The organism is Candidatus Odyssella thessalonicensis L13 (assembly GCF_000190415.1).
Taxonomy (GTDB): domain Bacteria; phylum Pseudomonadota; class Alphaproteobacteria; order Paracaedibacterales; family Paracaedibacteraceae; genus Paracaedibacter; species Paracaedibacter thessalonicensis.
Window position 1 is genome coordinate 123,297 of sequence record NZ_AEWF01000005.1, and the last position, 12,907, is coordinate 136,203.

General features: G+C 37.0%; 13 protein-coding genes and 3 pseudogenes. 5 read left to right on the plus strand and 11 right to left on the minus strand.

All coding sequences use genetic code 11. From position 1 onward, the window contains the following. Nucleotides 1-276: 276 nt before the first annotated feature. A complete protein-coding gene (recD2, locus tag HMO_RS0109410) occupies nt 277-2,490 on the minus strand; it encodes an SF1B family DNA helicase RecD2 (protein WP_010301990.1) in 2,214 nt (737 codons plus the stop codon). A gap of 153 nt (nt 2,491-2,643) precedes the next feature. On the opposite strand from recD2, the gene HMO_RS17370 reads away from it, so the two are divergent. From HMO_RS17370 to HMO_RS0109430, 3 genes and pseudogenes are all read left to right on the plus strand, one after another. After that, a complete protein-coding gene (locus HMO_RS17370; RefSeq protein ID WP_010301993.1) occupies nt 2,644-2,805 on the plus strand; it encodes an HU family DNA-binding protein in 162 nt (53 codons plus the stop codon). Nucleotides 2,806-4,031: 1,226 nt separating this feature from the next. Beyond that, nucleotides 4,032-4,795, plus strand: a pseudogene (locus HMO_RS17375) (tRNA-dependent cyclodipeptide synthase). A gap of 43 nt (nt 4,796-4,838) precedes the next feature. Continuing rightward, on the plus strand, nt 4,839-6,011 hold the full coding sequence (locus HMO_RS0109430) for an ATP-binding protein (RefSeq protein WP_010302003.1): 1,173 nt from the start codon (nt 4,839-4,841) through the stop codon (nt 6,009-6,011). A gap of 53 nt (nt 6,012-6,064) precedes the next feature. On the opposite strand, the gene HMO_RS17380 is transcribed toward HMO_RS0109430, so the two are convergent. From HMO_RS17380 to HMO_RS14590, 6 genes and pseudogenes are all read right to left on the minus strand, one after another. Next, nucleotides 6,065-6,349 carry a hypothetical protein gene (locus HMO_RS17380; RefSeq protein ID WP_033444679.1) on the minus strand — a complete coding sequence of 95 codons (285 nt, stop codon included), beginning with the start codon at nt 6,347-6,349 and terminating at the stop codon, nt 6,065-6,067. A 513-nt stretch (nt 6,350-6,862) separates the two neighbouring features. Beyond that, nucleotides 6,863-7,006 (minus strand): hypothetical protein, encoded by a 144-nt coding sequence (locus tag HMO_RS17385; protein WP_010302010.1) that lies wholly within the window; start codon nt 7,004-7,006, stop codon nt 6,863-6,865. 439 nt (nt 7,007-7,445) lie between these two features. Further along, nucleotides 7,446-7,598, minus strand: coding sequence for a hypothetical protein (locus HMO_RS17080; RefSeq protein ID WP_010302013.1), 153 nt, complete (start codon nt 7,596-7,598; stop codon nt 7,446-7,448). A gap of 75 nt (nt 7,599-7,673) precedes the next feature. Beyond that, nucleotides 7,674-7,772: a hypothetical protein gene (locus HMO_RS17685; RefSeq protein ID WP_425358522.1), complete on the minus strand. Its 99-nt coding sequence runs from the start codon at nt 7,770-7,772 to the stop codon at nt 7,674-7,676. Beyond that, nucleotides 7,745-7,918: a hypothetical protein gene (locus tag HMO_RS17085; protein WP_010302016.1), complete on the minus strand. Its 174-nt coding sequence runs from the start codon at nt 7,916-7,918 to the stop codon at nt 7,745-7,747. The genes HMO_RS17685 and HMO_RS17085 overlap by 28 nt, the downstream gene beginning before the upstream one ends. 297 nt (nt 7,919-8,215) lie before the next feature. Beyond that, nucleotides 8,216-8,536: pseudogene (locus tag HMO_RS14590) on the minus strand (DDE-type integrase/transposase/recombinase); the annotation flags it as partial. A gap of 52 nt (nt 8,537-8,588) precedes the next feature. On the opposite strand from HMO_RS14590, the pseudogene HMO_RS16550 reads away from it, so the two are divergent. Then, nucleotides 8,589-8,732 (plus strand): annotated as a pseudogene (locus tag HMO_RS16550) (tetratricopeptide repeat protein); the annotation flags it as partial. A gap of 107 nt (nt 8,733-8,839) precedes the next feature. Then, a complete protein-coding gene (locus HMO_RS17090) occupies nt 8,840-9,016 on the plus strand; it encodes a hypothetical protein (protein WP_010302026.1) in 177 nt (58 codons plus the stop codon). 285 nt (nt 9,017-9,301) lie between these two features. Here HMO_RS17090 and HMO_RS14595 read toward each other — a convergent pair whose 3' ends face one another. From HMO_RS14595 to HMO_RS0109495, 4 genes are all read right to left on the minus strand, one after another. After that, nucleotides 9,302-10,177 (minus strand): SPL family radical SAM protein, encoded by an 876-nt coding sequence (locus tag HMO_RS14595; RefSeq protein ID WP_010302029.1) that lies wholly within the window; start codon nt 10,175-10,177, stop codon nt 9,302-9,304. 540 nt (nt 10,178-10,717) lie between these two features. After that, nucleotides 10,718-11,881, minus strand: coding sequence for a methionine adenosyltransferase (gene metK / locus HMO_RS0109485; RefSeq protein ID WP_010302033.1), 1,164 nt, complete (start codon nt 11,879-11,881; stop codon nt 10,718-10,720). Nucleotides 11,882-11,922: 41 nt separating this feature from the next. Beyond that, complete coding sequence (locus HMO_RS0109490; RefSeq protein ID WP_010302037.1) at nt 11,923-12,399, minus strand: protein phosphatase CheZ; 477 nt, start codon at nt 12,397-12,399, stop codon at nt 11,923-11,925. A gap of 22 nt (nt 12,400-12,421) precedes the next feature. Then, complete coding sequence (locus HMO_RS0109495; protein WP_010302042.1) at nt 12,422-12,802, minus strand: response regulator; 381 nt, start codon at nt 12,800-12,802, stop codon at nt 12,422-12,424. Nucleotides 12,803-12,907: the final 105 nt, after the last annotated feature.

Here is a 12,907-nt window from a genome sequence, read left to right on the forward strand (position 1 = left end):
GAGCTGCTAAAACATAAATTGCAGCTCCACACCGTGCACTTAACCTATGGTACCTTGACCTGATCACCACAGATGCCCCTAGAAGCTCTCAAACTTGACAATTTGTTTGGAAATTGATTATCTGAAGCGGCCATTAACCCATCTTTTAAAGATTATTACGAGCCTATATAAAAAGGGTATTCCATTCAGATCTTTAACAAGACAAAAAGTGCTGCAGTAAGAATTACAATATCTGATCTCGGGGGCATTAAAAGCAACCTTTTCTAAGCTCTCTTTTTAAAAAGAGGCACCAAGATAAGGAAATTTAAAGGTCTCTCCTTTATCGACCAAGCCGTGCAAATGCTGAGATAAAAGTGACCAGCGTTTGCGAAGGTTTTTATTACTCACCGCTATTGCTAATGCTTTTTTCTGGCCCACTAAGATTACTAGTCTCTTTCCGCGAGTAATAGCAGTATAAACTAGGTTCTTCTGCAACATTGGATAATGCTGCATAAACAGAGGAATAACGACAACAGGGCATTCTGAACCTTGAGACTTATGGATGGTCATGGCATAAGCAAGAACAATTTCATCCAGATCATTAAATTCATAGATAATATTGCGACTATCAAAGCTTATGATAACCTCCTCCTCCTCTAGATTAATATTCTGAATAAAGCCGATATCACCATTGTATACTTCCTTATCGTAATTGTTCTCAATCTGCATAACTTTGTCACCAACGCTAAACCAAGCCCCAAACTTCTGGATACTCTTAGCTGTATTTGGAGGATTTAAACGGCGCTGAAGCTCCATATTGATGTTGCGTGAACCGGCCACGCCTCGGGTCATAGGGCAAAGGACCTGGATATCATTCAAAGATGAGTAGCCAAACTTATTAGGCAAACGTGTGCAAACGATTTCAATGATCTGTTTCACCCCCTCCTCCACGTCAGGTGCTTCAATAAAGAAGAAATCAGATTCTGGTCCATATCCTTTAAGTTTTGGCAGTACTCCCATATTAATGCTGCGGGCAACAGAGACAATTGTACTCTGAGCGCCTTGACGAAAAGTTTCGGTTAAATGGACATAGGAAATAATTTTGGCTGCTATAAAATCTGATAAGACTTGTCCAGGACCGACAGAAGGTAATTGATCCTGATCTCCGACAAAGATCACCGCTGCTGTTAAAGGAACAGCTTTCAAAAGGGCATGCATAAGCGGAACATCTACCATAGAAACTTCATCGATGACTATGACATTACACGGTAAAAGGTTTTCCTCATTATAATTAAATCCACCTGTTTTCGGATTTACGTTAAGTAGGCGGTGTATGGTCTTGGCTTCCATACCAGTTGCTTGCGCCATACGCTGAGCAGCGCGCCCAGTAGGCGCACATAAAACCAGATTTAAATTCTTTGCTTTTAAAATCTGGAGAATGGACCGGAGCAGCGTGGTTTTTCCAACCCCCGGACCGCCCGTTATAATAGTAACTTTATGTGTTAAAGTTTTAATAAGGGCTTGCTTCTGGGACGCTGATAAACAAATCGCATTCTGATGCTCTACTTCCTCAATGGACGCATGAACATTAAAGGAGGACCAAGGTAACCCGTTATTACTGAGAGCCCTTAATTTCTCAGCAATTTCCTTTTCAGCATGATAGAGCTCCTTTAAAAAGATACAGATCTCATTCTCAGTAACTGCTTTAATTAACTCCCCGGCTTCGAGTTCAAGCATGACCGCTTGTTGAAGAACTTGAGGATTAATAGCAAGAAGTTCTTGCCCTGACGAGAGCAATAAATTTAATGGCAGGCCACAATGCCCTTCTCCCATGGCTTTAGCTAGGATATGACTGACACCCGCTCGAGCACGAATTAAAGAATCCTTAGCTATTCCCAGATGCATGGCAATATCGTCTGATGTTTTAAAGCCAATGCCTCGTATCTCACGCGCTAGGCGGTAAGGATTGGACTGAATCAATTGGACAGCATTATTTCCATAAGTTTTGTAAATGCGAACAGCACTGCTCGTACTAACGCCATGAGAATGGAGAAAGAGCATAATCTCCCTTATCACCTTCTGATCAGCCCATCCTTTTATAATTTTATCCTGTCGAGAAGGACCAATGCCCGGAACTTGGGCAAGTTGAGAAGGATTGCTCTCGATCACATCAAAGATTCTCTCCCTAAAAGCTGTGATAAGCTTCTTGGCATAAGCGGGACCAATGCCGCTAATTAAACCTGAAGCTAGATATTTTTCGATCCCTTCTAGGGTAGTCGGCAGCATCAACTTCAACAGCGAAGCTTTAAACTGGGTGCCATACTGACGATCTTGCATCCAAATTCCTTGAGCCTCGATCCCCTCACCAGCATTGACAGCTGGAAGAGAACCAACAATTGTAATGAGATCTTTATGGCCTTTAACTGCAACCTGCAAAACGCAGAATCCGTTTTCTTCATTGTGGAACGTTACCCGCTCCACTATGCCAGAGATATTTTCTAAGGATTGCATAGAGTCTATAAATCGGAATTAGCTAGTGATTCACCATGGCTTAAAAGCTAGTTCAGGTCCACCTCTATTTATTTAATAATTTATCCTCTCCCGTCTATCTTCTTTTTATGCTTTATGATTCCTCTACGCTAAGTAACTAACTTATAGGAGGAAATGATAATAAATAAAGCTGATCTCATTAAAGCAGTTGCTGATCAACGTCGAGCCTCACGAGCTTTGACGAGTCTGATTATTGAGGCTTTCTTAGCAAGAATTACGGCTAGGGTTGAGAAGAAGCAAGAAGCCAATATTCTAGCCTTGGCAAGTTTAATCTAACAGAAAGGGCAGCTCATTAAGGGCGCAATTCTTCAACAAGATAAGAGATCACTAATGCGGCCTCTAAATTACCATCTTTTTCTACCGGCAAAGCCTTTAAAGACACTGCCAATTAACTACTAAGCGCTTGAGAAATACTTTAAATTGATTAGCAATATACATAGTAAGCGCAAAGCTTTTCAGACTTCCTCTTAATTCTCATCTATTTAATCGCCTCATAAGAGGTAGGATCTGTATTCAAGAGGCTAAGATAGTAATTATTTATTGTTTACCTTTTCTTTATGGAAATCCTTTCTCAAGAATATAACCTTTATAAGGTTAGTAGCTTTTCTGGTTTTAACCTTATATCCTTATAAAGCTACAATCTTGGAACCTTATAACTTATCGTCTTATAAAGTTATAATCTTGAACTCTTCGAACTTTGAACATAAAATTTAGCATGATTTATTAATATATCCTTTCTCTCCTCTTTTTATCCTTAAGGTTGTAGGGGATATAGGAAGGCATTCTGGACGCAGATGCATGAATTTAAAGGCACCTCAACAAAGACTGTACACTCTGCATAATTCATTTATATAAAAAGGCCTAGACTTTCCAACAGCTCAAGCAGCTAAAATATAGGAAGCCTGTAGCAAGAAATAAGCTTTTTGTATACACGAACTCCTAGCACCTTCTGAAATATCAGATTTATAAGATTTAAAGCAAGGCCTTAATCTGTTTTTCCAGAGATCTGTGTTTTAGTATCCTATTTTTTATATAATTCTGCTAGATTATAACATAATAATAAGGTTATCGCGGGGAAATAGATTATCCTATACGTCAGAATAGCCAGTGGCTCTTATAAAAGTCTTAAGCTTGCTAAGCATCTATTCTGCATCATCAACTGCGTCGATCACCAGTTATCTTTTATATTTGCCTAAAGTCCTTAGAAAATAGCGCTACCGTTTAAGCTCTAGAATTATTTTGTGAGCACTTTCAGAAGGTACTATAAGCAGAAGAATAAAGTAGGTTTTAAAGCTTCCTTAACTTGCTTCAAAAACATAACCTTTTTCCTCTGTTTTTGTCAACCATAGGTAGATATTTTCAACCATAAGTATTGTCTTCTGATTTAAGAGTTATTATATAAGTATGGGTTACAGCTAGTCATCAATATTAAGGTGCAATAATCTTGACCTCTTTTCTAGTGCTTGGAAAACAAGAAGAAGTGAGTTAAAAAAATAATGCTTATGAATAATATAATAATCTCCCCTACTAATATAGATATTTCTCATCTACCACTCCTCATTAATGACGAAAAAATAGAAGATTTTAATACTAAGTCTGTGGTACCCGCACAGATTTATTATACGAGAGAAAGTCCGTCTCAAACAGCAGCAAACTGGGAACATGGCCTTATTGGTGTAAGTCCATTCAATAGTTATTTCACTGTTGAGACTTTGGAAGGACTTTTTTCCTGGGCATTGAAAACTTTTAAGGATATGAATGTTTTTATTCCAACTACAATTTCTTCTTATACGTTTCAAGCAATTGGTTACCCTGAAAGCCGAGCGACTAGAAAAACAAAAAACAAGATTCTTATTTAACTAATAAAGTCATAAAAGCTCTTATGGCACATGGTTTTTCGCAAACAGAAGCTTATAAAAAGATTGTGTCTGTTGATAGTCTCAATAGCAATAAAGAGTATCTTCAACTTTACCATAAATGTAAACATCTGTTAGAAAATGATCCTATTTTTAGAAATGGCTGTCTTTCAACATCAGAGTGGGTTTTATCTAGCAAAAGAATTTCTGAGACTCTAACTCCCAGAGCTTTAGAAGTTGCTGTACAATATTTTCTAGCCGAACTACCATTATTTCTAGATACACCTAGAATCCTTAATATACCTATTTCAACCTTTGTATATAAAGATATTCCTAAATTCTTAAAATTTTTATATGAAAAAAACATGCATGTTTCTAAGGGGCAAAGGTTTTTAACAATTAATTATTAAATTTATAGTAAAATATTTATAAGCCAACTATCTTAACTCAAATATGAAAGTGAAACGCTTGAAAGATGAAAATTCAAAAATCTATTTGGATAATATATTAAAACGCATTCCAGGTAGCATTTATTGGAAAGACAGAAACGGCATATATTTAGGTTGCAATCAAATGCAGGCTGAAATGGCTGGGTTTAAAACCCCTGAAGAGATGGTTGGCAAAACTGACTATCAGATGCCGTGGAAAGAAATAGCAAGTATTTTAAAAGAAATAGATCAGAGAATTATGAAGACGGGAATTCCTGAAGAAATTATTGAAACCCCTACTCTTTCAAATGGTACTCAGCTTGCTATGCTTACTAACAAATCTCCCCTCTATGATGAGAAGGAGAATATTGTCGGGATTATAGGAACCTCCCTGGATATAACGGCTTTAAAGAAATTAGAAGAACGAGAGCGGGAAGCCATAAAAGCGGCTACTATTGCGCAAGAAAAGCAGAAATCTTTAAGAGTGCAGGCAGCCGCTATAGCTCATGAGATGCGGACTCCATTAGGAGCAGTCCATCATATAGCTGAGGGATTAAAAATGCATTTACCCACTCTTATAGAGAGCCAAAAAACCTTACAACAAATGGAGTCGAGTGCTCCCCTCATTAATGGGATTGTCTTACAGTCTCTCGAAGGTCTACCGACAAATCTTGAAAAAATAGCAAGAAGTGCTCTTACTGTCATAGATACAGTTTTAATCAATTTACAAGAAGTTCCTGATAAGCTTGCGTTGGAGAATTGCTTTATATCTGATTGTATAAAATCAGCTCTTGAAGGTTACTCGTTAGCAGACTCAGAAAGCGCATTAATTGTTCAGAAGATTGAAGAAAATTTTGAGATTAAAGCAAATCCTCATCTACTTAAGCATGTGTTTTTCAATCTCCTTAAGAACTCCCTTTACTACGTTAAGGCAGCAGGTAAAGGAAATATCATTATTTGGACAGAAAAGGGTGAAAAGTTTAACAGACTCCATTTTAAGGATACTGGAAAAGGTATTTCACCCTCTATTCTCCCCTTTATCTTCGATCAATTTTATACTCGTACTGACCACGGTGCTGGCGTTGGACTTGCTTTTTGTAAAATGGTCATGCAGAAACTTGGTGGGGATATTACCTGTACCTCTGTAGAAGGAGAATTTACCGAGTTTATATTGAGTTTTCCAACCGTAAAACACTAATCTTTGAGAATTCTTTGCCTTTCACCCTTATATGCCCTCATAGACAGCTAAAATCACTTGTAAAGTGTACTTATATCCTTAGTTTTCTCTCTGTGATATCTTTCAAAAGAGGAAACTTCTGAAGAGTTGACATAATCTACGTCGGGGACATAGGCGACGTAGTGGGTAATTTTTCCTTGCACAGTATCAAGAGGATAAGCATATTTTTCCCACTCATTAACGTTTGGGTGTTTATTATTGCCATGGAAGGGAAAGCAAAGCATTTTACAATTCTTATCTAACTCTTCAATTAAAGAGGAGAATTGTTCATGGTTAGCAACTTCTTGTTTAAGGGTCACAATATAGCCTGATTGCACATTATCGAAAAACTCGCTACTTAAAACGAAAAGGGCGCTGACTTTGCCTTGAGCAGTTAAAAAGATGAACCCCCCAATGTTCTAGTTAAAATAATATTCAGTGATATTGTTCATCTCTATCAGCCGATTAAAGTATATACTAAAGCTAGGATCGTAAACCTGCGAATTTCTATGATCCTCAAACACTATATCTTTCTTAATGAGGGCTTCAAATGATACTTCGGTAAGAGCTTTAAAATACTTCAGTTGACTTTGAAGAATAAAATCTCTAAATATTGAAGGTGTATTTGGGTCTTGTTTGCGAATATACGGATTCTCTATCTTTTCACAAAACTCTAATCCCTTCATGCCAGGCATTTCATAGTCAACAATAACTGTTGATACTTCCTCATAACGATCCGGTGTAAAGATAGACAGATAGAGTTCCTCGTTTTTTTGTTTACGGTCTGGGAAAGCTGAGGGTAAAAAATTAATCCCCTTTACCTGATTTATAAATTATAAAGCTTTAAGCGGATCATCAAAAAACTCATAGCTAGCAATGTCATGGTCAAGGATCGGAATCGAATTCTGTAAAAAGAGGGCATTATCGTCTACAAAGATAACTTTTGTTGGAAAATAACAGCATAGTAATGAATTCATCTGATTATCCCTTGGAAGCTAGCTATTCGCAGTTAGTGTGCCATAAAATGATTAACCAAAAATATACCTTTCAATACAAATTGATAGTGAATGGTCCTCTGTGATTACTTTTTATCTTAAGATGCTCTGCGATGATGCCCAACTTTGGGTTGACAACCAAACATAGGGAGCTGAAGAAATTGCTGCTCGTTTTCATCATTGGCTTGTCGCCAGCCATCCTTATCCCAACGCAATGGCAGGCTATCTCAGCTGATGAGCGATGTTATCTTATATAGTCTCAAAAATAAAAGACTGTCTTGGAGAAGAATCAGTCTCGTACAAGCCTCTGGAACACGCCAAGAATATATTCGCTGATTAAGGGAAGCTGATCAGGTTAATTATGCAGATCTTATAAGATGTGCAGTAAGCTAAGGGGTAGCCCCTTCTTCATAGGTAAAGATCATTCATCGGTGTCCCAAAGGTAGGAGATATTCTTCGTCTTCTTAATTTCATAGCGGAGTTGATTAACTAGCTCCTCCAGTTGATCGATAAGAACCTCAGTGGTAAGTTTCTGGTTTTCTAATCCCATAGTATGACTTGTTTTATCTAGCATAGCTTGCGCTTTAATTCTGATCTGTTTCTCAATTTTTTCTTCCAGCGGTTGATTCGGAATAATAAAGCAAACAACTTAGCAATCCAAAACTGCGGCTATGTTCTCAAGATTTTTTAAGGTTATCGTTCTTTTAGCTTCTGCTTTTTCTAATTTCCTAATTGAGTGATGGCTAATGCCAGCTTTAGAGGCAAGCTGCTTTGCAGATACTCCAATGCTTCACAGATAGCTCTAAGCCAATCCCCACGCGGGACTTTTATTGAAATCAGATTTCTTGCTATACCCAAGTCTTTATCAATGTGTTTTCTATTCAAGCCATGCATATCAACTTTCCTTTGATCAACATATAAATGCAACCCATGGGTTGATATAATTTTAAGTGTATCAACTTACAAGTTGATAGATTTACAGTTCAGATGGAGATCTGATTTTGGCCTAGAGCTTGTTGATGTGGAGGAATTATGGTGAGCCCTTCTTTTTTGAGTGTCTAAAGCTTGCGTTTTCTAGACTCTGTTGCAAGAATTTATTAAGGTTGAGTTTTAGAAATAGAGCTTAGTTTTAAAGGTTTAGAAACCAAATTGCCCTTCAACGAGACGCACTTCGCCCCTGATGCTTTGACCCTAATACCCTAAATGTATCTGGCATTTCTTAAACATACGTATTAACTCGAATCCTTTAATTGTTGCATAGGCTGTTTTCAGGGATTTAAGTGCTAAAGTTGGCTTGATCAATCGTTTGAGTTTCCTATGGTCAGCTTCCACAATATTATTCAGATATTTGATTTGACGATGCTTCAATTCTTCGGAATATCTCCCTTCCTCCTTTAGAGCTTTTATTGCCACCGCATAGGTGGAAGCTTTGTCAGTATTAATAGTTTTCGGTTTTCCCCAATCCTTTAAAATCCGCAAAGCTTTGCCCTCCCACAGGAATGAGGAAGAAGCTATATTTTGATTTAGGAAGGCAGCTGAGCAAGGAGACGTACCTTCACAATTTAAGTTGGGATATTTGCTAGCTGAGAGTCGTGGAACTGAGAAGAACGAACGAGAAGCTGCTTATTGGTGGACTAAAGCAGCCAAAGAAGGTTATGAATTAGCGCAGCATTATCTTTCAGAATTGAGAGCTAAACAAAACAGTTAAGATAAATTAATAAATTACTTGCGTATTTGCTTTAGAGCTCCTTTATTCGATGGTATATTATAATTCCTTAATATATGAAAGCAGATAAATTCTGAGGATTTCTAGGCATGAATACTATCCCTTTACCTACAACTAGGAAAGCTCAAAGTGCACGACGCAATCTTATAGCAGCAGCTAAAGCCTGCCAGAATAAGGAAAGTAGCTTCACAGAAGTTCTGTGTACTTTCTTTTCAGAATCCCAAGCTGATCCTTTTTCCCAAAGCCTGTTTCAAGAAATGGCTTAAGTTAATGCAACTTCTATCTAAACAAGTGTATGTGGAATTAGAGGAGTATCTGAAAAACCTATTTCGGCATAAACCATAAATAGATGACTTCTATGTTCTTACTAATTTTGATAAGTAAGAAGAGGAGTACTAAGAGAATTTGCATCTCTTTAAAAGGGTCACGCTTTAGTCTTTATAGATCCTTAGAAGAAAGTCAGGATTTTCAGTTGAAGATAGCTAAAGAATTCTTCAAAACTTCTATAAATTAGGCTTTATATCTTATATAAGCAACCATATTCTAAGCATTTAAAAAATATATCTAATTGTATTCCATGGAATTATTCTATTATGTAAAACTGTCCAGCGTTGAATAAAGTTACTCTTTACTTTAGCTTTATAGCGCACAGCTTTTCCTCCATACTCACTAATTTTACTTTCCTGTATTTCAGGTTTCCAGATTAAAGCCTCACTTTCAAATCGGTTTGATAAGATATTTCGTTCATGCTGTTTATCATTATGGGTTAGAAATATACATTCAGCTTTAATAAAAGGTTTATGCTGCTCTTTTATAAGTTCACTTAAATCTTTGAATAAGATTTCATAGTCATTAAGCCATCCTTCATAAGCAACAATTGGTGAAAAGTTTAGATGAACCTCATATCCCGCTTCAATAAAAGTATTTATTGCTTTTATTCTGTCTATAATTGGACTAGTGTTTGGTTCTAATATGAGACTTATATTTTGTGGCATAAGACTAAATCGAATTCTTACTTTCTTATTAGGATTGAAGTCTAATAGTTTGCTATTGACATATTTTGTTGCAAAAGTTGCTTTGGCTGCAAAATGTTCTTTAAAAAACTCAAAAACTTTCAACCAATTAGTATGCTTCCAATGCAAACTGACATCTGTAGAACACCCTATATCATATGTCCAATATTTAGGGTCTGTTTGATTGGGGATCTTCAGGGGTAAACTATTCAAATGCTTATCTATTATTCTCAATATCTGGTCTACATTTTCATTTACATATATTGATTCATGATTATGGCGCATTACATAACAATAGCTATTTCTACAGCCACCTGCGCAGCCATAAATAAAATTAGGGGTGATGAAATCAGCAGACCTCCCATTAGGGCGGATGTGTAAGGTTTTTGTGTTTCTAATAAAAAGTTGAGCCATATAATCCTCTACTTTATTCTTAAATTGATACCCGTATTTATCAAATATTTTCTCTAGAAAAGGCTTCTAATTTCTTAATAGGGAATAAATCCTAAATATTGGCTAATATACATATCTTTAATTTATGGCTATATAAAATAGACTTTATTGAGACAAGCAAGTTAATAGCAGCTCAACAGGAATAAAGAGACAACTTTTCTCATATATAAAGCTATCAACAGTTCTCTTGAAATAAGTGAATTCAGGTTTAAGCAGATCACTTTTTACTTTTTATTTTAACATTTTTGGAGATGAGAATGAAGACATATATTGGAACTGGCAGCGCTAAAAGAGACTTATTGCAGCCTAAATAAGATTTTAGAGAATCTCTAAAATTTGAATTGCCTGTCAATAAGGTCTGTCCTGGATAAGGATGCCATTAAAATAGGTCACCAACTAATTTACTTCACTTATTTGACATAAATGGGTAAAGGTTTTCTTGCAATAGGACGCTTCGCTGGTAAAATCGTTGGATTCTTATTTTAATCTCTTATCATGATCCTATAATAGCTTAGCAAATTTATTAATGAGGTCAGTACTTTCCCAAGAATAACCTCCTTCTCTATCGGCTGGCCACCCAAAATGCCCATAGGAACTTGTTCTCTCATAGATTGGACGCTCAAGCTTGAGACTCTTAGTTATACCCCAGGGTGAGAAATCAATTTCTCGGCTTAAATATTTCATCAATTCACTGTCCGGTAAAATAGATTGGGTGCCATGAGTATTTACAAAAATTGACATGGGCTGACTAAGACCAATTGAATAGGAAAGTTGCAATGTACACTTTGAGGCCACACCTGCTGCCACAATATTCTTGGCAATATATCTTGCCATATAAGAGGCAGAGCGATCCACTTTTGAAGGGTCTTTTCCTGAAAATGCTCCTCCACCGTGCGGAGCTGCTCCGCCATAGGTGTCAACAATAACTTTTCTGCCTGTAAGTCCGCAATCAGCCCCTGGCCCGCCAATAACGAACCGGCCTGTAGGGTTTATATGGATGATTGTATTACTCAGCCACCCGTCGGGGAAAGTCTTATGTATATAGGGAAGCATCATTTCATAAAGCTGCTCAGGGGTGAGGTCTTCACTATGCTGAATAGAGAGAATTAATGTATCTACCTTGATGGGTTGGTTACCTAAATAGCTTAAGCTTACCTGAGCTTTACCATCTGGTCCCACACCCCAAATTTCGCCCGCCTTTTTAGCAGTGGTAATATTTTTTAAAAGACGATGTGCATAGTAAATAGGTGCTGGCATATAACTATCCGTTTCTGCACAAGCATAACCGAACATTATACCTTGGTCTCCGGCCCCTTGAAGATGGGGAGAATGCTGATCTATTCCCCGAGCAATATCTGCAGATTGCTGTTGTAAATGGTTATGAATATTGACTGTTCGCCAATCAAATCCAAGTGTTTCATAACCTATCTCCTTAATAACCTGCCTGGCTATCTTTTCAATTTCCTCATTTTTAAAGTCATAGCCTGCAATTTCCCCAGCTATAAAAAGGTGGTCCTTTGTGGCCATGCATTCAATACCAAGCCGGCTTTGAGGGTTTTGGTGTAAGGCAGCATCGGCTAATGCATCTGAGATCCTATCGCATAATTTGTCAGGATGCCCTTCAGCGACAGACTCACTTGTAAAAACGTACGACTCTATACTCATAATCTGCCCCCTTTTTATCTCCTCTCTGCACAATTTAATAATTATTGAGAAAAAATATCATCAACCTCTTTTTGAGAAGGTGCTTTATCGGGTAGTTGTGGCCCATTTAAAAGTGACGAAGTAGTAGAGATATGCTCATTTTCGTGACCAGATATTGGGGAATCCTGGGAGTAAGAAAGATATATCTCCTTAAGAATATTTATAATTTTTACTAATCGTTGGCTGTTAATATCTTGATAATTTGAAGCTTCAAGAATCTCAAACACATGCTTATTAATGCTTTCAGTAAATTCAGGAGATTTATCCTGACAAAGTGCGCTTATTTCTTCCACTGCAGAAAGAATAGAGGTCGTAGAAGCCTCCGTTGTCTCAAGAATTGCCTTTATTTCATCAATTACTTCGAGCAAGGGGCGCGAATGGTTATAACTGTGATGAGTAGCAGTTAATTGCGCCTTAATTTTATCAATCAATTTAATTAGCCTCAGAAGTTTACTTTTAAAATCAGGATCTTTAGTCATGAGTCCAACTTATAATAGAAAATTATTTATCAAGCACTGCGTTTAATTTAGTCTCCAGAGTGCTGGCACTAAAAGGCTTAACAATGTAATTGTTAGCTCCAGCATTTTTAGCTTCCACAATGTTTTCCATTTTACTTTCAGCTGTAACCATAATGAAAGGTAGATTTTTATAAGCATCTACCGCTCTCACTTGTTGTAATAGTTCTAGGCCAGTAATCGGAGTCATATTCCAGTCTGAGATAACCAACTGATAGTTTTTCTCTTTAATCATATTGAAAGCAGATACACCGTCTTCAGCTTCTTCAACATTATTATATCCCAACTGATTTAAGAGTGTACGAACTATACGGCGCATTGTCTTATTGTCGTCAATTACTAATATCAAAATATTCTTATTTATCATCTCATCCCTCATCACTAATACTGTCTATGTTACGCTTATCCGAGGATTTTTTTATTCAGAACCATTTATATGCTCTCTCAAAAAATCAATTACCCTCAGTCATTC